Annotated in this window: 26 protein-coding genes and 1 pseudogene; 26 read left to right on the top strand and 1 reads right to left on the bottom strand. The window is 40.4% G+C overall.

Features of this window, described 5'->3' with window-relative positions:
* Positions 1–90: 90 nt before the first annotated feature.
* The 14 genes and pseudogenes from LU279_RS13300 to LU279_RS13235 all read left to right on the top strand — a co-directional run bounded on the left by LU279_RS13300 (position 91) and on the right by LU279_RS13235 (position 8,698).
* Complete coding sequence (locus tag LU279_RS13300; protein ID WP_002779755.1) at positions 91–264, top strand: cysteine-rich KTR domain-containing protein; 174 nt, start codon at positions 91–93, stop codon at positions 262–264.
* A 203-nt stretch (positions 265–467) separates the two neighbouring features.
* Positions 468–1,106, top strand: a complete 639-nt coding sequence (locus LU279_RS13295; RefSeq protein WP_032587458.1) for a relaxase/mobilization nuclease domain-containing protein — start codon at positions 468–470, stop codon at positions 1,104–1,106.
* A gap of 297 nt (positions 1,107–1,403) precedes the next feature.
* Positions 1,404–1,949 (top strand): AAA family ATPase, encoded by a 546-nt coding sequence (locus LU279_RS13290; protein ID WP_004452869.1) that lies wholly within the window; start codon positions 1,404–1,406, stop codon positions 1,947–1,949.
* A gap of 115 nt (positions 1,950–2,064) precedes the next feature.
* The gene (locus LU279_RS13285) at positions 2,065–2,862 is read left to right on the top strand and encodes an aminoglycoside phosphotransferase family protein (RefSeq protein WP_004452867.1); all 798 of its coding nucleotides are present in this window, start codon (positions 2,065–2,067) and stop codon (positions 2,860–2,862) included.
* A 12-nt stretch (positions 2,863–2,874) separates the two neighbouring features.
* Complete coding sequence (locus LU279_RS13280; protein ID WP_050574726.1) at positions 2,875–3,657, top strand: aminoglycoside adenylyltransferase domain-containing protein; 783 nt, start codon at positions 2,875–2,877, stop codon at positions 3,655–3,657.
* Between the two features lie 23 nt (positions 3,658–3,680).
* Complete coding sequence (locus LU279_RS13275) at positions 3,681–4,109, top strand: GNAT family N-acetyltransferase (RefSeq protein ID WP_021424054.1); 429 nt, start codon at positions 3,681–3,683, stop codon at positions 4,107–4,109.
* Positions 4,109–5,002: an aminoglycoside O-phosphotransferase APH(2'')-If gene (locus tag LU279_RS13270; RefSeq protein WP_021424053.1), complete on the top strand. Its 894-nt coding sequence runs from the start codon at positions 4,109–4,111 to the stop codon at positions 5,000–5,002. Before LU279_RS13275 ends, LU279_RS13270 begins: the two co-directional genes overlap by 1 nt.
* Before the next feature lie 425 nt (positions 5,003–5,427).
* The gene (locus tag LU279_RS13265; protein WP_095915009.1) at positions 5,428–5,925 is read left to right on the top strand and encodes a hypothetical protein; all 498 of its coding nucleotides are present in this window, start codon (positions 5,428–5,430) and stop codon (positions 5,923–5,925) included.
* 10 nt (positions 5,926–5,935) lie between these two features.
* On the top strand, positions 5,936–6,151 hold the full coding sequence (locus tag LU279_RS13260; protein WP_095915008.1) for a helix-turn-helix domain-containing protein: 216 nt from the start codon (positions 5,936–5,938) through the stop codon (positions 6,149–6,151).
* 152 nt (positions 6,152–6,303) lie between these two features.
* Positions 6,304–7,018 (top strand): annotated as a pseudogene (locus LU279_RS13255) (VirD4-like conjugal transfer protein, CD1115 family); the annotation flags it as partial.
* 214 nt (positions 7,019–7,232) lie between these two features.
* On the top strand, positions 7,233–7,391 hold the full coding sequence (locus LU279_RS13250) for a Maff2 family mobile element protein (RefSeq protein ID WP_118440657.1): 159 nt from the start codon (positions 7,233–7,235) through the stop codon (positions 7,389–7,391).
* Positions 7,392–7,545: 154 nt separating this feature from the next.
* Complete coding sequence (locus LU279_RS13245; RefSeq protein WP_118411450.1) at positions 7,546–7,818, top strand: helix-turn-helix domain-containing protein; 273 nt, start codon at positions 7,546–7,548, stop codon at positions 7,816–7,818.
* Complete coding sequence (locus LU279_RS13240; protein ID WP_075877044.1) at positions 7,778–8,155, top strand: TnpV protein; 378 nt, start codon at positions 7,778–7,780, stop codon at positions 8,153–8,155. Before LU279_RS13245 ends, LU279_RS13240 begins: the two co-directional genes overlap by 41 nt.
* Before the next feature lie 51 nt (positions 8,156–8,206).
* The gene (locus LU279_RS13235) at positions 8,207–8,698 is read left to right on the top strand and encodes a nucleotidyltransferase domain-containing protein (RefSeq protein ID WP_009266803.1); all 492 of its coding nucleotides are present in this window, start codon (positions 8,207–8,209) and stop codon (positions 8,696–8,698) included.
* Between the two features lie 117 nt (positions 8,699–8,815).
* On the opposite strand, the gene LU279_RS13230 is transcribed toward LU279_RS13235, so the two are convergent.
* On the bottom strand, positions 8,816–9,622 hold the full coding sequence (locus LU279_RS13230) for a helix-turn-helix domain-containing protein (protein WP_075877043.1): 807 nt from the start codon (positions 9,620–9,622) through the stop codon (positions 8,816–8,818).
* A gap of 483 nt (positions 9,623–10,105) precedes the next feature.
* On the opposite strand from LU279_RS13230, the gene LU279_RS13225 reads away from it, so the two are divergent.
* The 12 genes from LU279_RS13225 to LU279_RS13170 all read left to right on the top strand — a co-directional run bounded on the left by LU279_RS13225 (position 10,106) and on the right by LU279_RS13170 (position 19,895).
* Positions 10,106–10,294: a hypothetical protein gene (locus LU279_RS13225; RefSeq protein WP_020989947.1), complete on the top strand. Its 189-nt coding sequence runs from the start codon at positions 10,106–10,108 to the stop codon at positions 10,292–10,294.
* Entirely contained in the window at positions 10,291–10,632 is a 342-nt protein-coding gene (locus LU279_RS13220) for a DeoR family transcriptional regulator (protein WP_003020305.1), read from the top strand. The genes LU279_RS13225 and LU279_RS13220 overlap by 4 nt, the downstream gene beginning before the upstream one ends.
* Positions 10,625–10,921 carry a DUF3847 domain-containing protein gene (locus LU279_RS13215; protein ID WP_009296086.1) on the top strand — a complete coding sequence of 99 codons (297 nt, stop codon included), beginning with the start codon at positions 10,625–10,627 and terminating at the stop codon, positions 10,919–10,921. The genes LU279_RS13220 and LU279_RS13215 overlap by 8 nt, the downstream gene beginning before the upstream one ends.
* A 307-nt stretch (positions 10,922–11,228) precedes the next feature.
* Positions 11,229–11,408 (top strand): hypothetical protein, encoded by a 180-nt coding sequence (locus LU279_RS13210; protein ID WP_036744758.1) that lies wholly within the window; start codon positions 11,229–11,231, stop codon positions 11,406–11,408.
* Between the two features lie 181 nt (positions 11,409–11,589).
* Positions 11,590–13,170 carry a MobQ family relaxase gene (mobQ, locus tag LU279_RS13205; protein ID WP_274422956.1) on the top strand — a complete coding sequence of 527 codons (1,581 nt, stop codon included), beginning with the start codon at positions 11,590–11,592 and terminating at the stop codon, positions 13,168–13,170.
* A 65-nt stretch (positions 13,171–13,235) separates the two neighbouring features.
* On the top strand, positions 13,236–13,880 hold the full coding sequence (locus LU279_RS13200) for a CHC2 zinc finger domain-containing protein (RefSeq protein ID WP_274422954.1): 645 nt from the start codon (positions 13,236–13,238) through the stop codon (positions 13,878–13,880).
* A complete protein-coding gene (locus LU279_RS13195; protein ID WP_274422967.1) occupies positions 13,849–15,186 on the top strand; it encodes a virulence-associated E family protein in 1,338 nt (445 codons plus the stop codon). The genes LU279_RS13200 and LU279_RS13195 overlap by 32 nt, the downstream gene beginning before the upstream one ends.
* 241 nt (positions 15,187–15,427) lie before the next feature.
* The gene (locus LU279_RS13190) at positions 15,428–15,661 is read left to right on the top strand and encodes an excisionase (RefSeq protein WP_118698655.1); all 234 of its coding nucleotides are present in this window, start codon (positions 15,428–15,430) and stop codon (positions 15,659–15,661) included.
* Positions 15,662–15,772: 111 nt separating this feature from the next.
* Positions 15,773–16,972, top strand: coding sequence for a site-specific integrase (locus tag LU279_RS13185; protein ID WP_274422953.1), 1,200 nt, complete (start codon positions 15,773–15,775; stop codon positions 16,970–16,972).
* Between the two features lie 185 nt (positions 16,973–17,157).
* The gene (locus LU279_RS13180; RefSeq protein ID WP_274422952.1) at positions 17,158–17,625 is read left to right on the top strand and encodes a low molecular weight protein-tyrosine-phosphatase; all 468 of its coding nucleotides are present in this window, start codon (positions 17,158–17,160) and stop codon (positions 17,623–17,625) included.
* 451 nt (positions 17,626–18,076) lie between these two features.
* The gene (locus LU279_RS13175) at positions 18,077–19,027 is read left to right on the top strand and encodes a DUF5688 family protein (RefSeq protein WP_274422951.1); all 951 of its coding nucleotides are present in this window, start codon (positions 18,077–18,079) and stop codon (positions 19,025–19,027) included.
* A 103-nt stretch (positions 19,028–19,130) separates the two neighbouring features.
* Entirely contained in the window at positions 19,131–19,895 is a 765-nt protein-coding gene (locus LU279_RS13170; RefSeq protein WP_274422950.1) for an N-acetylmuramoyl-L-alanine amidase, read from the top strand.
* Positions 19,896–20,313: the final 418 nt, after the last annotated feature.

Here is a 20,313-nt window from a genome sequence, read left to right as displayed (position 1 = left end):
ATAGATAAGGTTCGGCATATGTTCCACAAGTTAGCTTAACAGCTTGCAAAAGTCATATAAAATGAGATTTGAAAGGATTAGAGACTAATTATGATGAAATGCGAATGGATATTGTGTCCTGTTTGTGGGAGCAAAACCCGTAATAAAATTAGGAAGGACACTGTTTTGGAGAATTATCCCCTTTATTGTCCAAAATGCAGACAAGAAAGATTGATTAAAGTTGACAACTTGAAGATAACTGTCATCAAAGAGCCAGACGCTTAAGACGCAGAGCCGATGAAATTGTGGAACAATTCACGAATCATCGGCTCTTTTTGTTTCGTATTTGAAAGAACAAACTCACCAAATAAAAAAAACGATATTCGGGTGGGTTATTTTGTTATACCCTAAATTACCCTCTGAGTAAGCACGACCTTAAAGACTTAAAGGAACGGTGCAACGAGCAGAGCTGGGAACAGGGCTTGCATGTGCCGGAGAAAGGAAAGACATTTGCTGGAGAAGTCCGGGAAGAAACGGTGGCATGGAGCAAAGACACCTACCAGCTTTTGAAACAGGCAGAGCAGGGAAAGGTCAAAAGCTATGTGCAGGATATTGCCCTTGCGGTGCTGGATTGTAAGGAAACAGCGACCAGCCGGGAAACCTTTATCCGGCTGATGAATGAAAGAGGGTACGGGGTGGACTGGCAGGACAGCCACAAGTACATCACATATACCGACTTAGCCAGGGAACAGGCAGGAGAAAAGGCTTGTAAAATCAGGGATAACAAGCTGGAAAAATACTACAATATGGATTTTGGAAAGGAGAGTATGGAGCATGAGTTTGAGAGAAATGCACGAACAGCAGAAGCAGAGCAGTCCAAGAGAGCAGCTTCAAGAGTTAAACCGACAGAGCCGGACAGAGCTGGAAAACAGTCTGCTCAAAGAAGCGTTGGCGATGTCGAGCGAGAACTGCGAGGAATTGATGAAGCAGTCAAATCAAGAACAAGTGAGGGCAGAGCAGAACAGGAAGCTCATCAGCGAGCTGAAGCAGAGCGTAGAGCTGCTGAAGAACAGCAACGAATTGCTTCAAGACGCTATATCGGGCGAGATTGGGAGCCTGAAAGATGAGGTTAAGGAAAACACCGTCCAAGAGGTTAGAAAGGCGTTACAGGCGAATATAGAGGCTATACAGAGGGCTACAAAGCTTCTTGAGAAGCAGTCTGATACACTTACGAGCGTGATGAAGCAGAAGATCCGGGAGCTTGAGGAAAGTAAGAACAGTTTTTTTAGATATGAGGGCTTGAAGTTGTACCTGTTTTGGGGCGGTATGGTCTGCAATATTTTAGTGTTTCTTATGCTGTTGTATGGTATGATTAGTAAGTAAAAAGAAATCGATAAATTAGAAGTTGTGGAGGTAAAATATAGATGAATCAAGGTAGAATTATTGTAATCACAGGTGCGCCGGGGACAGGAAAAACTACAACGGCATCTGTTGTTGCAAAAGAATCAGATTTGGAAAAGTCTGTACATATGCACACAGATGACTTTTATCATTATTTGAGTAAAGGGGCAATACCACCGCATTTGCCAGAATCAAATGAGCAAAATTTGATTGTCATTGAAGCGTTTTTAGAAGCTGCGAAGCGATATGCTCGTGGTGGATATGATGTAATTGTAGATGGCATTGTAGGACCGTGGTTTTTAGAGCCGTGGCTCAACATTGTTCAAGAGCATTATGAAGTACACTATATCGTTTTAAGGGCAAGTAAAGAAGAAACCATGAAGCGAGCTATCGAACGCTCAAAGTTAGACAGAGAAACAAATATTGAATTAGTTGAAACAATGTGGAATCAATTTTCCAATTTAGGAATCTATGAATTAAATGTTATAGATACAACTGCGCATTCAATCAAAGATACTGTTTCAGCAGTAAAAGAAAAAATAGTAAGCGGTACGGCCTTACTATTTTAGACAATTATTGGTGGTAAGTTTGTTAAAATTAGAACATTCAAATTGCCTAATCAAGAATTGCCAGAAAATGTTTATTATTATGACTCTATTTAGTTATTAAGAATGAGGTGCAAAGATGGATATTATAAGTAGAAAATACATAAATGAAGGCTTTAATAGTAAGGCATATATTATAAATGATGATTATATTTTACTTGATGGAGTAAATCAAAATTCATATAAAAACTATCAAAAATATGTGAACGTAATTAATCAAATAAGTAATGTTAAATCGTTGGAAATACCAAGAATTATTGAATTGATTGAGCCTTGCGAAGAATATCCAAATGGCGCATTAATTTATAAAATGATTAAAGGACATACTTTTAGAAAAGAACATATTGAAATAGTTAATTTAGATAATATTGCTAAAAAACTCGCTGAATTTATGGATGAATTATATGAAATAAGAGTTGATTTTGATAAAGATGAATATATAAAAAATGAATTAGAAATAACTGAACAAAGTGTTATTGAATTAAAAGAATATTTAAGTGAATCTAATTATGAAAAAATATTATCTTGGTTTAATGAATATAAAAACTATTTATTAACATTTAATGATTATCATTTTATACACGGAGATTTATGGTATGAGAATTATATTCTTAACGATAATAACGAATTAGTTGGAATAGTGGATTTTGAAGGCTCTGGTATGGGTGATCCTGCTTATGATATTGCTGCACTTTATTATTTAGGAACAGGTTTTATAAATAAGGTATTAAGTTATTATAAATATACAGATGAAGATTTAATCAAAAGAGTATCAATGTTAATAAAGGCACGTGAAATTGCTGATTTTGATGATATGGTTAAAAACTATCCGGAAGAAGTAGAAGAACAAGTTGATAAAATAAAGAAAGTTTTATAAATGGTGGTACAAATGGATATATATGATTTAATGAAACAAGTTAATGAGTGGGTTAAAGAAATATTGCAGGATAATTATGTTGGAGTTTATTTTCACGGCTCATTAAGATTAGGAAGTTTTAATCCTAATAAATCAGATTTAGACTTTATTATAGTTGTAAAAGAAAAAATAGATAATGAAATAAAACAACTTATTTGGGATAAAATGTTAGAAAATGAGCAATTATTTCCTAAAAAAGGTTTTGAATTTAGTGTTGTACTAGAAGATAATTGTAGAAATATAAAACATCCAATACCTTACGAACTTCACGGTAGCAGAGATTGGATAGAAAGATATAAGGAAGATAAAACAATAGTCATCAATGATGATTATAAAGTTGACCCTGATCTAGCAAGTCATTTCAATGTTATAAATGTTCCAAATGATAAGATGGATTTTGGTAAGCCATCAAAAGAAGTGTTTTCAAAAGTACCAAAGGAATATATTATAGATTCTAATTATTCTGATACATTGGATTGTGTAGAAGAAATTGTTAATAATCCTGTATATTGTATTTTAAATTTATGTAGATTTTATGCACTAATCAGGGATGATTTAACTTTATCAAAATATGATGGTGGTAAATGGGCATTAGAAAATATGAACTCAAATTATAATGATGTTATTAAAAATGCTATGGAAGATTATTTAAGTGATACAAATAATAGTTATGATAATACAAGATTAAAGGAATTTGCACAAGAAGCAATTAGTTTAATTAATGATTGTGTAGATACTAATAAAATTAGAAAATAAAATTGTAGATGGAGTTGAGATAGATGGAATATAAATTATTAGAAGAACAAGATTTGGGACTTATGTTAGATTTTGTTGATGATGAAAATACAAAATATAATGTAGATGTTTTAAAAAAATTTATAGATAATAAAAATGATTTTGGATTTATTGCAAAGATAAATAATAAGATAGTAGGTTTTGCTTTTGGATATATTCTTTTGAAACCAGATGGAAGAAAAGTATTCTATCTTGACGCTATTGATGTTATGCCTGATTATCAAGGCAAAGGTTATGGAACGGGTTTAATATCATTTGCTCGTGATTATGCTAAAACTATTGATTGTTATAAAATGTATTTAATAACGAATAGAAGCAATATTTCTGCTTGTAAATGTTATGAAAAAGCAGGAGGAATAAATAAAGTAGATGATGAAATTATTTATGTGTATGATTTTAAGGAGAAAAACTAATGGATATAAAAAAGATAATAGAAGAAAAATGCAATATAGTTGTTGATAGTATAAAGTTGATTGGTGAGGGTTATGACAGCAAAGCATACATTGTAAATAATGAATATGTTTTCAAAATCAAATTTAGTGCTAATAAGAAAAAAGGGTATGAAAAAGAAAAAGCAATATATGATTTTCTAAACAAAAAATTAAATACAAATATTAAAATACCAAATATAGAATATTCATATATAAGTGAAGAATTATCTATTTTAGGATATAAAGAAATTAAAGGAACTTTTTTAACACCAGAAATATATTTTGCCTTATCAAAAGAAAAGCAAGAATTATTAAAGCAAGATATTGCTATGTTTTTAAGACAAATGCACGATTTAGATTATAGTGAAATAAGTTCATATACGATAGACAATAAACAAAATGTTTTAGAAGAATATCAATTACTTAAAGAAACAATATATGATAGTCTTACTGATATTGAAAAACAATATGTAGAAGAATTTATGCAAAGATTAAATAGTACAACTATATTTGATGGTAAAAAATGCTTATGCCATAATGATTTTAGTTGTAATCATTTATTACTTGATGATGAAAATAGATTATGTGGTGTAATAGATTTTGGAGATTCTGGAATTATAGATGAATACTGTGATTTCATATATTTGCTAGAAGATAGTGAAGAAGAAATTGGCGTGTCTTTTGGAGAAGATATATTAAGATTATACGGAAATATTGATATTTCAAAAGCAAAGGAATATCAAGATGTTGTAGAACAATATTATCCAATAGAAACTATTGTATATGGTATTAAAAATAATAGACCTGATTTTATAGAAAAAGGTAGAAAAGAGATTTATATAAGAACTCGCAAAGATGAAAAATTAAGGAAGTGATGATATGGTTAAAAACTATCCGGAAGAAGTAGAAGAACAAGTTGATAAAATAAAGAAAGTTTTATAAATGGTGGTACAAATGGATATATATGATTTAATGAAACAAGTTAATGACGCATTCAATCAAAGATACTGTTTCAGCAGTAAAAGAAAAAATAGTAAGCGGTACGGCTTTACTATTTTAGACAATCCCAGTTTGTAGAACTCAATAACAATTATATAATTTTCTACCTTTAAAGTAGTATCATCGAGCAGGAAAGCCATAAAAGGTCTTCCTGCTTTTTAAAATTATCGATTTTAAAATCCCTCAATTTTAAAATCAAAAATGTATATAATAAAAAATTAATGTATAACATTAAATTTTAATTGACAAACATTCATTTCGTGATATACTTTGTGTTAAGAAATGAAAGGAGCATTTACTCATGAAAGAAATAACTTTGAAAAAATCAACACATTTTATCTCCGTTATTTTCAATATTGCTAGTATAATTGCAATTATTGTGGATATTGGAGCTGTACTACTTTTAGGTGGTACATTATTAAGTCAGCTTACACGACCTGGATATTTAGCAAAACAGATGATAAATGCAGAAATGGAATTGGTATTTAGTGAATGGATTATTTTATTAGTTTGCTTTATTGTAAAATGCAGTTGTATATTTCTAGCTATTAGATATGCAAAAAAATTATTTCATTGCATATCAAAACAGGAGTCTCCATTTACTGCGAATACTACAAAATGTATCAATATAATTGCTGTATTCACTTTTGTTTCAATGATATGTCCTTTGTACCCATATTATCATATTAGTTTTTTAGCAATTCTTGAGGGCATATTTGTAATTTTAATATTTAGAAGTATTACATTGATATTCAAATATGGTTGTGATTTACAGAAAGAAATTGATGAAACATTGTAGGAGTAAAGCTATGGCTATAATATTAAGATTAGACAGGGTAATGGCAGATAGAAAAATAAGCCTAAATGATCTATCCGAAAAGGTTGGTATTGCAAATGTAAACTTATCAAAAATAAAAACAGGTAAAGTAAGTGCTATTCGCTTTTCTACATTAAATGCTATTTGTAAGGCGTTAGATTGTCAGCCAGGTGATATATTGGAATATCAAGAAGATACAGAAGAATAAAGCTCCAGTCTAGTAAGATGAAAAGAACTAAGCAAATTTAATATGAAATGTGAGATAGAGCGTATGGAAATAAACTGTACGTTCTATTTTTTTGCCTTTTTGAGAAAAGTTTTTGAGAAAAGTGATTAAAAAACTATTGACATTTTGTTACTGGAAAGACAGCAAAAAGTATTTTGATATCCTGTGGAGCAAGACTTGCCCCATTTGATATCGCAGAACTACGTGAGATCATGTCTTACGATGAAATGGAACTGGATCAGATCGGGGACAGGAAAACAGCATTGTTTCTGATTATGTCCGATACTGATACCACATTTAATTTTGTGATCGCTATGTTGCAGTCTCAGCTTTTTAATCTGCTCTGTGACAAGGCAGATGATGTATATGGCGGAAGACTTCCGGTGCATGTGCGTGTCATCGCTGACGAGTTTGCCAATATCGGGCAGATTCCACAGTTTGACAAGCTGATCGCAACCATCCGAAGCAGGGAAATCTCTGCTTCTATTATTTTGCAGTTGCAGAGTCAGCTAAAAGCAATGTACAAGGATAGTGCAGATACCATTCTGGGCAACTGTGATACAACACTATTTCTTGGCGGCAAAGAGAAAACCACCTTAAAGGAAATGAGTGAGCTTCTGGGTAAGGAAACCATCGACCTGTATAACACTTCGGAAACAAGGAGCAATCAGAAGTCCTTTGGGTTGAATTACCAGAAAACAGGAAAACAGCTGATGACGGAGGACGAGATCGCTGTTATGGATGGCGGGAAATGCATCCTGCAGATCCGTGGTGCCAGACCATTCTTCTCAGATAAATATGATATCACGAAACACAAAAACTATCGGCTACTTGCAGATGAAAATGAGAAGAACCGGTACAAAGTAGAGAAAGAGTTAAATCCGCAGTACACACCGAAACCGGAAGAAGAGGTGGAAGTGATTCATGTAGACCTGTCGGAGTAACCTTGGGAATGAGCGAAAATAATGCGGAAAGGAATAACTGACAATGGGTGCGCCGGCTTTGTGCCGGCGTTTTTCATTCCCGTAAACACCTGAAATGAAGTCAGTTTTGGTGAATGTATATGGCATTTTTTAGCAGTGCAATTACAACTTTAAAAACTCTTGTAGTCGCAATCGGCGCAGGTCTTGGTGTGTGGGGTGTTGTAAACCTTCTGGAAGGATATGGAAATGACAATCCCGGCGCTAAGAGCCAGGGGATCAAACAGTTCATGGCTAATTAAAGGGAACAAAAAGAAAGGAAAAGCCAATCCAGACGGTATCAGCGGCAGGATACAAGAATAAATTGTGATTTCACAAGATTGGTGTTATAATAAGAGAAAAGTTCCTGCCGGGGCAGCCGCCCCGGTGGTATGGATAGAAAGGCAGGAAAACAATATGCACATCAGCTATAAACCACTCTGGCACACACTGTTAGAGCGTGATATGAGGAAAGAGGATTTAAGGCTTGCCGCTGGTATGACAACGAATATGATTGCCAACATGAGCAAAGAGGGAAAGCACATCAGCATGGACACATTAGCCCGTATCTGCGAAGCCCTGAATTGTGAGATTACCGATGTGATTGAGTTAGTATCAGACGAGCCTGCTTCCACAGGAGGTAAGGAACATGAGCGAATTGAAACCAAGAATAACAGAAAACAGAATTGACTATATCCTTGTCGGAGATTACTACATCCCGGATTTGAAACTTCCGGAAGAACACCGCCCCATCGGAAAGTATGGACGGATGCACCGGGAATATTTAAGAGAAGTCCACCCATCCAGATTGAATACATTGATACTGACCGGAGAATTGTGGACATATCTTGTAGACATGAACGAACAGGCACAGGAACGGTCAGACACTATCATGGAACAGCTGAAAGCTGCCGAGGGCGTGACAGAGGAATTAAAGCGTACCTGTCAAATGGAATGGGTGCAGCGTTGCAATAACATTCACAACCGGGCAGAAGAAATTGTTTTGCATGAGATGATTTATTCATAACGGTATGGTAGAATGATTATTACAAATTAGAAGTTGTAAAGGAGACTTTGTATGGGTAGAAAAGAAATAACAACAAAAGAAGATTTAATGAAAGTAATAGAATTATTCGAAAATACTGGAATTACATACTGGTTGGATGGCGGATGGGGTGTAGATATTTTAGCTGGTAAACAAACAAGAATTCATAGAGATATAGATATAAATTTTGATGCTCAACATACGGAAAAATTGTTAAATGTGCTTTTGAATCTGGGCTATAAAATTGATACAGACTGGAAACCGGTTAGAATAGAGTTATATAGTGATGAACTTGGTTACTTAGACATTCACCCGTTCGTTTTAAATGAGGACGGAACTTCAAAACAAGCTGATTTAGAGGGTGGCTGGTATGAGTTTGAAAAAGATTACTTTGGTAGTGCTTTTTTTGAAGGAAAAACAATTCCTTGTATATCCTTAAAAGGTCAAAGAGTTTTCCACTCAGGTTATGAATTAAGAGATAAAGATAAGCATGATATTTCAATTCTTGAAAGTTTATCAAAATAACATTGCTGTAATTTCTAAGATAAATTCCACTTTATCGCTTTGAAATTTTAACTGAATAACCACAGCACAAACCGCTGCTACATGGGAGCCAACAAACCATGCAACAGCGGTTTTTCCTTACCTTTTTTTCCTCTGGCTGATAGGCGTTCCCATTTTCTTTGATTTTTTGAGAATCCGAATCAGCCAGCGAAATTCTTCGTCTGACAGATTTTTATAGTTGATGCCGAGCTGCTTGCAGTAAAGGACAACCAACTTTTCATCCCGGCTGCCCTTGAAATTTTCGACCGCTTCCAGATTTTCTTTCAGTTCATCGGCAACAGTGGTCTGGGGCGCACTCTCACTGTCCTTTTTGTGGGCTTCCCGAATATCACGGATAATCCGGTTGAGGTCATCCAGAACCATGTGGCTGAAATACTCATCATCGCTGATATGGGCAGCTTGCAGCACCTTCAAATGCGGGTCATCTTCGCCGGGGCGATACCGTTCAATGATTTCATGCCGGACGGTATCGACAAGGGCGTTGAGGTTTTGAATCTGCATGGTGGCAATCCCGTCCACATAAATCTCAATATCTGCAAGAAACTTGATAAAATCTTTATGTGTGGCAAGCTCACAGAGCAGACGGTTGTTAATCCGACCGCTTTTCAGAAGTGCGACCATCTCATCATTCAAATGCAGCTCTGTTAGTGGCGTGTTGATCTGCTCCCTGTTCTCTGTCCGGCACAGCAGATAATCAACGGAAACTCCATAGAAGTCTGCCAGCGCGATAAGGTTGCCATGATTGATTTCCTTATAATCCTCTTTTTCATAACTTCCAAGAGCTGATTTGGAAATACCCGTCAACTCTGATAATTCTTCCAGATTTAAGCCTTTGTCCTTGCGGAGTTCCCAAAGGCGTTCCTGTATGCTTGTCGCTCCTTTCATGGGCACACGCTCCTTTCCGGCGGTTTGATTGCTGCCGCTTAACTGGATTATATCACACTTTCCGCAATCGTGGAAATTTCTGATTTTTACCCTTAATTCCTACTTTGTGGACATACGGCACAGGGTACAAAAATGTTCTATGATACAGGTAGTTCATCGATGGATTATTCCAATCGAATGACCAGCCTGTGTGGGATATGCTTCCCCGGCGATGTAGTGCCATGACTTTTGGCAGGGATGTGGAGGAATCCTGACCAAAACGAGCGTACCAAAGGGAGCAATACGCCGCTGTGAGATTCAGGGGAGGAACGACACCAGGGAGAACTGGCGAACTGACACCGAAATGATACCGAAACACGACAATCTGATAGGGGGATAGTCTACCCTATCGCTGATACTTCGGGAGATTTTAAGCGGCTCTATGACCGTAATTTCGCCGAAAAGCGCCCCGAAACCATACACTAAAACGGGAGGAAGCGCAATATGCCGAGAATGAGCAAAAAGAGGAAGTATGAGCTTTCCTTTTACCTCAATGACCGGGGGCGTGTCACTTACAACGAATTATGCCGGAAATGCCAGCATGGGTGCAAGCAGAGCTTCCGGGCGGTTGTGATTGACTGCCCCCGTTATTTATCCAAACGAGCAAAGAAAAAGGAGGAACACACAGAATGAATTTTGAATTTATGACGATAGACACACCATTGCCGCCATGTATGCCATTTCCCAGAGCGTTGACAGGGTTTCCAGTTAGCAGCACCGCAAAGGTTATGTACTGCCGGATGTTGGACGCTATGCTCTCCAAAGGGCAGGAGGACGAGAACGGAATCCTGTTTGTTTGCTTCCCTGTTACAGCCATTGCCGCAGTCCTGTCCCGCAGCCCCATGACGGTCAAGCGTTCTTTGAATGAACTGGAAACCGCCGGACTTATCATGCGGGTGCGTCAGGGCGTGGGAGAACCGAATAGGATTTATGTGCTGATACCGGGAAAGGAGGACGCCGCCCTTGCCTGATACCTCAAAGCTGGAAAAGCTCAACCGGGAGCTGGAGAAAAGCGAAAAGAAACTGCGGAAAGCTATCAATGATGAAAAGGCATTGCAGCACCAGTTAAAGCAGCTTACCCGAAAGGAACGGACACACCGGCTCTGTACCCGTGGCGGTATGCTGGAAAGTTTTCTGCAAGAGCCGGAACGCCTGACAGATGATGATGTCATGCTGTTGTTGAAACTCATTTTTCACAGACAGGACACGCAGGAACTATTGAAAAAAATGCTGGAACGGGAGAAGCCGGAAACCCCTTAGTTTACTAAGGGCGCAATTATACACCACCCAGAGGTTGGTGCATTGCGTTCTCCGAAGGCTCCTCGCCGGAGGGCTGTGATTTTCCGCAGTCATGGTCTGCTTCAAATCAAACAGGGGACGCTACGCTTCCCCTGCGCTGGCTGCCGCCAGCTACCCTTTTGTGGACTTGCCATCTGGGGACATCTTGCGTTGCAAGCTGTTCCCAGCCGACAAGTTTCATAAAATATGCTATCTTTTTGATAGGCAGTGAAGTATAATGAAGATGACAACAAATATGAATTTAGAAAAATCAAAGGAGGGTTTCAGAATGACTAAAAGAAAAATATGGATTATTTTATTCATTATTGGCATAGTCATGATTTTAGGAGCTTCGGAATTTAGCAGATTTTTAGCGAATGAGATAAACTGGTACACAGCAGGAATAATATTATCTATTGTTTCCGGACTTGGATTATTATTTGAAATGTATTTTAGACGGAATAAGTAAATTTCAGTTTGTCAACTTCACATCGGGTTAACTTGCCCCGAACTTTTATAACTAAATACCCGCCGCCCACACAGCGGCACACCGAGCAGGAAATCTGAAAAGGTCTCCTGCTTTTTTTCTGCCCCAAATGAGGTGGTAAAACGCCACCCCATCCACCAATTACTGAAAGGAGGGACACGAAATGCCCTGTCCACACAACGAAATCACGATTGTTCAGCGCAGCCAGCGGCAGTCTGCGGTTGCCGCCGCTGCTTACCAGAGTGGCGAAAAGCTGTTCTGTGAATACGACCAGCAAGTGAAGCACTACCCAGAAAAGCGTGGTATCGTCCACAATGAAATCCTGCTCCCGGCAAATGCCCCACAGGAATATGCAGACCGCAATACCTTATGGAACGCCGCCGAAGCGGTGGAGAAGCAATGGAACTCTCAGCTTGCAAGGCGGTGGGTGCTTACCATCCCCAGAGAAATACCGCCCGACCAGTACGCTGTCCTTGTCCGGGAGTTTTGCCAGAAGCAGTTTGTTTCCAAAGGCATGATTGCTGATTTTGCTATCCATGACCCCCATCCGCCGGGACATAATCCCCACGCCCATGTCCTGCTGACCATGCGGGCAATGGACGAACATGGGAAATGGCTTCCCAAGAGCCGCAAAGTTTATGACCTTGACGAAAACGGGGAACGGATCAAACTTCCGTCTGGCAGGTGGAAAAGCCACAAGGAGGATACGGTGGACTGGAACGACCAGAAGTATTGCGAAATCTGGCGGCATGAATGGGAGGTCATCCAGAACCGCTATCTGGAAGCCAATGACCGCCCGGAGCGTGTGGACTTGCGTTCCTATGCCAGACAGGGGCTTGATATTATCCCTACTGTCCATGAGGGGGCTGCTGTCCGTCAGATGGAAAAGCGTGGTATTCAGACGAATATCGGCAGCCTGAACCGGGAAATCAAAGCCGCCAACAATCTGATGAAGTCTATCCGGCAGCTTATCCAAAACCTCAAAGGCTGGATTACCGAGCTGGGAGAAAAACGGAAAGAGCTGCTTGCACAAAAGGCGGCGGAGGAGGCAACACTTCTTCCCAATCTGCTGATGAAGTATATGGAGATACGAAAGGAAGAACGGAAGGACTGGACAAGGGCTGGACAGAACCGGGGGACTTCACAGGACTTAAAGGCAGTCAGCGAAGCCCTGTCCTATCTCCGGCAAAAGGGGATTTCCACTGTGGAGGACTTAGAAGCGTTTCTGGAATCTTCCGGGAAATCAGCCGCCGATTACCGCAGTCAGATGAAGCCAAAGGAAGCCCGCAGCAAAGTGATTGATGGGATTCTTGCCAGCCGGACAGACTGCAAGGAATGTAAGCCTGTCTATGAGAAGTACCAGAAGATATTTTTTAAGAAAACAAAGGAGAAATTCAAACAGGAACACCCGGAGGTTGCCCGATATGCGAAAGCCGCCGCCTACCTTGCCAAGCACCCGGATGATAAGGACAGCACCCAAGAGGAGTTGCAAGAGGAGCAGGAAACGCTTCTCAGCGAAATCGCAGAGCTGAAAGTACCGCTGACCGAGGTGCAGGCTGATTTGAAGAAGCTGCGGGACATCCGCTACTGGGTACGGAAAGCCACACCCGGCACAGAGGAAAGCAAAGAGCCGCCCAAGAAGCAGCCTATCAAGGAAGTCTTGCAGGATAAGGCAGACGAGAAAAAAGCACAAAGAACCGCCCCGGCACAGGCGAAACACAGACAACAGGATCTGGAACTTTAACAGGCACTTGCCATTTTCAATCAGAGAATGTCAGGTGCTTTTCTTATTTTCAAGGAGGGATAGATTTGAATGTATTTGAAGCTGTGAAGCAGTCCGTCACAACAAGACAGGCTGCGGAGCATTATGGAATCCATGTAGGTCGGAACGGGATGGCTTGCTGTCCGTTCCATAACGATAAAACCCCAAGCATGAAGCTGGATCGGCGTTACCACTGCTTCGGCTGCGGTGCTGATGGGGATGTCATTGATTTTGCCGCCGCCCTGTATGGGCTGGGAAAGAAAGAAGCCGCCGTACAACTGGCACAGGACTTCGGGCTTTCCTATGAGGACTGGAAACCGCCGGGAAAGGCAAAAAAGCCCAAGCCCCGGCAGAAATCCCCGGAGGAACAGTTTCAGGAAGCAAAGAGCTGCTGCTTCCGTATTCTTGCCGACTATCTCCACCTGCTCCGGGCATGGAGAAAGGAATATGCCCCGCACTCCCCAGAGGAAGCCTTTCATCCCCGGTTTGTGGAAGCCTTACAGAAGCGAGACCAAGTGGAATATCTGCTGGATATATTGCTGTTCGGGGAGACAGAGGAAAAAGCGGCTTTGATTACGGACTACGGAAAGGATGTGATACAGCTTGAACAGCGAATGGCAGAGCTTGCAGCCGCAGACGCAACAAGAACTAAAAAACACCATGAATGCCATGCAGCCGCCCCAGAGCATTGAGGAAATCAAGGCGGGGCTGGAAACCACCGAGAAAGGCGGTGTCCGTCAGAGCATACGGAACTGCCTGACCGTATTCCAGCGTGACCCTCTGCTTTCCGGGGCTATCGCATACAACATCCTGACCGACCGCAAGGACATCATAAAGCCCATCGGTTTTCACAGAGAAAGCACCGCCCTGAACGATACGGACATGAAGTATCTGCTTCTTTATCTGGAAGAAACCTATGGGCTTACCAATGAGAAAAAGATTGATAACGCCATCGGGATTGTGGCGAATGAAAACAAGTACCATCCTATCCGGGACTATCTCAATACCCTTGTGTGGGACGGGACAGAACGAATCCGTTTCTGCCTGCGGCACTTTCTGGGGGCTGACGCAGACGATTACACCTATGAAGCATTGAAGCTGTTCCTGCTGGGTGCAATCTCACGAGCCTTTCAGCCGGGGTGCAAGTTTGAAATCATGCTCTGTCTGGTAGGCGGTCAGGGGGCTGGCAAGTCCACTTTCTTCCGTCTGCTGGCAGTCCGGGACGAGTGGTTCTCCGATGATTTGCGGAAGCTGGACGATGACAATGTGTACCGTAAGCTGCAAGGTCACTGGATTATCGAAATGTCGGAAATGATGGCAACCGCCAACGCCAAGAGCATTGAGGAAATCAAGTCATTTTTAAGCCGGCAGAAAGAGGTTTACAAGATACCCTATGAAACCCACCCGGCAGACCGCCCCCGTCAGTGCGTGTTTGGCGGCACTTCCAATGCCCTTGACTTCCTGCCCCTTGACCGTTCCGGCAACCGCCGCTTTATCCCCGTCATGGTGTACCCGGAGCGAGCCGAGGTTCACATTTTGGAGGACGAAGCTGCTTCCAGAGCCTATATCGGGCAGATGTGGGCAGAAGCGATGGAGATTTACCGAAGCGGCAGGTTCAAGCTGGCTTTCAGCCCCGCCATGCAGCGGTATCTCAAAGAACACCAGCGGGATTTTATGCCGGAGGACACCAAAGCCGGGATGATACAGGCGTATCTTGATAAGTACACCGAGAGCATGGTCTGCTCCAAGCAGCTCTACAAGGAAGCCTTGAACCATGCCTTTGACGAACCGAAGCAATGGGAAATCCGGGAAATCAACGAGATAATGAACCAGTGCATTTCCGGCTGGCGGTACTTTCAGAACCCCAGAATGTTTTTCGAATATGGCAGACAAAAGGGCTGGGAGCGTGAAGACCCGGCAACAGACTCCGGCAACCCGTCTGAAAAAACGACGGACGGTTTTGTGGAGGTCACAGAACAGATGGAGCTTCCATTCTGAAAATGACAGCCCGTTGCACCCCCTGTTGCTATCCCGTTGCCGAGCCGGTTGTCGGGGAAAGTCCCATAACTGCGGGCTTTTCTCCCTTATAACAACCAAAACAACAGAAAAATAAAAGAAAAGTATAAATAGTAACCATCGCCAGATTGAGATTGTTTGCAAGGTCTTTTGAAGCCCGTTGCCGGACTTCGTTGCCGACACCCTCTGTCTGGCTATTTTCATGTATGGAGGATAACTGCCTATGGCAAATAATAAGATGAATATTGAAGGAAAAAATTACTCGGATATTCCGGTGTGGCGTAGATATACGCTTACCATTGAAGAAGCAGCCAGATATTATCATATCGGCGAAGGAAAATTGAGAACGCTTATTGATGCACATCCCAATGAGGATTTTTATGTGATGAACGGCAATCGTGCCCTCATTAAGCGTGAGAAATTTGAGAGGTATCTGGATCAGGCTACGGCTGTGTAAACAGAGATGACAGATTTACCAATTTCACATGATATAACTATGCGGAGAGCCGGATTTGTGCTATGATAAGAGTGCAAGTCTGGCTCTCTTTTTTTGAAAGGAGAGTTCACGATGAGTGAGAAAAGACGAGATAACCGTAATCGGATTTTGCGAGAGGGCGAGTACCAGCGTAAGGATGGGAGGTATCGGTTCCGCTATATTGATGAGGACGGAAAAGAGAAAAATGTATACAGTTGGCGTTTGGACAAGAATGACCCAATGCCAAAAGGGAAGAAGCGGGAGCCTTCCCTGCGTGAGAAAGAAAAACAGATTGAAGCGGATTTGTTTGACCGTATCGTAACCAACGGTGGCAACTATACTGTTTTGGAACTGGTAGAAAAGTACATTTCATTGAAAACAGGAGTTCGTCACAATACGGTTGCCGGATATAAAACGGTCATCAATATGCTGAAAAAAGAGAGTTTTGGGAATCTGCGAATTGATAAGGTGCGTTTGTCAGATGCAAAGGCATGGTTAATTAAGCTCCAGCAGATTGATGGACGGGGATACAGTTCGATTCATTCTATCAGGGGAGTTCTCAGACCGGCATTTCAGATGGCAGTAGATGATGAACTGCTCCGTAAAAATCCATTTGAATTTGAACTTGCATCCGTCATTGTCAATGATTCTGTTACCAGAGAAGCGATTACCCGAAAGCAGCAGAGAGATTTACTGAAGTTTATTCAGGAAGATAAACATTTCAGCAGATACTATGATGCAATCTATATTCTTTTTCACACAGGGCTTCGTATCTCAGAGTTCTGTGGGCTGACGGTTTCAGAAATCGAGTTTGGAGAAATGCGTATCAAGGTAGACCATCAGTTACAGCGTACTGCACAGATGCAGTATGTAATTGAAGAACCAAAAACAGATAAAGGCATCCGCTATGTGCCGATGACGGAAGCTGTCGCAGCGTGTTTTCGCAGAATCATTGCCAACCGCAAGACACCAAAAGTTGAACCGATGGTGGAAGGATATGCAGGATTCTTGTTTCTGGATAAAAACGATATGCCGATGGTTGCCCTTCACTGGGAAAAGTATCTGGAGCATATTATTCAGAAATACAACAGGATTTACCGTATCCAGATGCCGAAAGTTACCCCTCATGTATGCAGGCACACCTTTTGCTCTAATATGGCAAAATCCGGGATGAATCCGAAAACCTTGCAGTATATCATGGGTCACGCAGACATCAGTGTAACCTTGAACACTTACACCCATGTGAATTTTGATGATGCAAAGGAAGAAGTATATCGGATAGCGAATAGTTAAAAAAGCCCGTTGGTAAGGACGCTTGCTTTACCAATGGATTTACCAAGATTGCAGGGAAAAACATAAGAAAATACGAGAAGATTTGAGAAGATACCTTGAAAAGAAAGGAAAACTCAAAAGTCGGAAAACCCTGAAATATCAAGCGTTTGAGAAGAAATACTGGACTTAAATGGAGATATAAAAAGATGATTAAAGTATTATTCATCTGCCACGGCAACATCTGCCGCAGCACCATGTCCCAGTTTGTTTTTCAGGATATGATTAACAAAAAAGGGCTCACCGACTTTTTTTATATTAATTCAGCGGCAACCAGCCGGGAGGAAATTGGAAATGGCCCTCATTATGGGACGGTAAATAAGATGAAACAGGTTGGGATTCCGGTTCTTCCTCACAGGGCGGTTCAGATGACAAAAAAAGATTATAGGGAGTATGATTATCTGATTGGTATGGATGAGGCGAATATTAAAAATATGACCCGGATTGCAGGCGGTGACCCGGAGGGAAAGATTCATATGCTACTTGATTACAGTGATTCGCCAAGGGCTATTGCAGATCCCTGGTATACAGGAAATTTTGATGTTACATATGATGATGTTGTGGAAGGTTGTACTGCATTTTTTAATTATTTGGATGAAAACAGCAGGATTTTTTGATTGGAACAGTGCGAAAGCAGTAGTGTATGGAGTGTGCAGTTTGTAGCATTATGATATAGGTTGCTACTACCTGTCGCAGAACAAAATAAAATAGCTATTACGTGTTGCCGGAGGAAGAATTTGTCGATGAAAAATTCTTTACATCCGGCAGCATTGCTTATATACTGATAGCAGAGCAGCTCTTTGGGGAATTAAATCCCATTCTATTTTCTTAGCTGTAAATGGGGAAAGTCAAACAGTGTATAATAGAAACTGCAGTGTATACATATAAAAGTAAGTAGTTTTTACAGACAGACTGTACAGGGATAAAGAAATAAAATTTTGTGTAATTTTCCCAATATGTCTATTTACAGTTCTTAAAACGTAATCGGGACCAAAAGGTCTTATTACCGTATCTAATTAATTTTATGGGTATTTCGCCCGGGTTCACAGGAAAGAATGAGGAATATAAATGCAGGAAGGTTATGAATGTTTTGTAGAGAACTTTCGTCAGAGGCTCCTGGAAGTAACAGGATTTGAGGAAGAAAGAATTTATTATAAGAAAAAGGAAGAGTATCCGGTTACACCAGGGGACAGATTGTTTATAAAACGCAGGGAGGCGGGAGAGATTGCGGAGATCTGTGCGTTGTATATTTCAGATCTTTATGAAGAATATTGTCAGGGAGCAGAGATAGACGAGCTTCTCAGTGATGTTATGAAACGGTTGGAAAATTTTTCTAAAACAGACATTGCTAAAAATGTTAAACTTTTGAATGACTATGAAAAAATAAAAAAAGAGCTTTTTATCCGGCTTGTAAATGTACAGAGGAATAAAAGTGATCTGGAAGATGCTGTGTACAGAATTCTGGGGGATATTGCTATGGTTCTTTATGTGAAGATGGGAGAAATGGAACATTATATGACCAGTATGAAAATTAAACGGCATATGATAAAAAACTGGAACAGGGAAGAGCATGAGATATTCGAGGAAGCTCTTTTGAATACATATTTTCTTTCGCCTCCAAGAATTTACTGCTGGGAAAAAATGATTTTTGATCCAAGATATGACGGGGAAAATTTTATGAATATACTTGCTGATTATCCCATAAGAAAGGATGCAATAGGAAATTGCCTGAGTACGGTAAGAAGGACAAACGGTGCAGTCGCAGTTTTTCTTCCAGGAGTAGCGGAACGGCTGGCAAAGCTTTTTCAGAGTAGCTTTTATCTGGTGTTTACAAGTATACATGAAGTGATGATTCATAATGCGGCAACTGCAAACCCGGAGGATCTGCGCAGGGTTTTGGAGGATACCGTAAGGGATACCACGCCGGAAGAGGACTTTTTGACACTGAATATTTATTTTTATGACAGAGATACAGGTCTGTTCAGTCTTTATCAGACACAGGAGGAAGAAGAATACTGATATTTTAGTATAACAGGAAAAATGTACTTGGTTATGATAAAAGATAACATAGAGAAAAAGCGTGCATATACTGTCATAAAAGGAATATCAGGGGGAAACACCTTTGGCATATAAAATTGTACTTGACGCAGGACACGGCGGAGGGGATTCGGGAGCTGTTTATCAGGAAAGAAAGGAGAAAGATGACACTCTCAGACTTACTATGGCTGTAGGCGATATTCTGGAAAGAAATGGAATCGATGTGGTGTATACCAGAACGGAGGATATTTATCAGACACCATTTGAAAAAGCAAAACTGGCAAATGAATCCGGGGCAGATTATTTTATTTCTTTTCACAGAAACAGTAGTCCCAGGGATAACCAGTATCAGGGAGCGGAGGTTTTGGTATATGACCGCAGTGGAATAAAATATGAGATGGCTGAAAATATACTTGGAGCATTGGGGGAAGTTGGATTTCGGGAGATTGGTGTTAGGGAACGTCCCGGTCTGGTGGTATTAAGGCGAACAAAAATGCCTGCAATTTTAGTCGAAGCAGGATTTTTGAACACAAATTCAGATAATGAGATATTTGATCAACAGTTTGATAATATGGCAGAAGCTATTGCCGGGGCGATACTTGGTACACTGACGGAGGAAACAATAGAAGATCCGCTTTATTATCGAGTACAGACCGGTATTTTCAGAAAAAGGGAAAATGCAGACAGAATGTTGTATCAACTGATGGAACAGGGATATCCGTCTTTCATTTTGGAGGACAACGGTCTTTATAAAGTGCAGACTGGTGCTTTTCAGCAAATTGGAAATGCAGTGGATATGGAACAGAGATTGCGTGATGCAGGATATAGTACTATAATTGTAACAAAATAAACGCTGCGGTTCATTTTGTATACAGCAAGGTGGATACTTTATTTCAGCCTGTCAGTGACAAGATGAGCGTTGTCAGGGGATTTTGTAAATTGTCGTCAGATATCTGGTGTATTGCAGTGAGAACACGATAAAATAAATATTGCAAGTGATGAATGTTATGCAGCAAAGCTGTCAATGAACAGTATTAAATATTGAATAACAAAGTACCCAATGGTTCAATACTGAACGTTGTGTAAAGGAATTATTAATGGGAGATACGAAATGTTGTGCGATAAAGTGTCTAATGGAACAGTATCAAATATTAAATAGCAAAGTACCCAATGGTTCAATACTGAACGTTATGTAAAGGAATTATTAATGGGAGATACGAAATGTTGTGCGATAAAGTGTCTAATGGAACAGTATCAAATATTAAATA

It is taken from the genome of Blautia sp. XA-2221 (assembly GCF_028767025.1).
Classification (GTDB): Bacteria; Bacillota; Clostridia; order Lachnospirales; family Lachnospiraceae; genus Blautia_A.
This window is presented reverse-complemented; position numbering and strand designations above follow the sequence as displayed.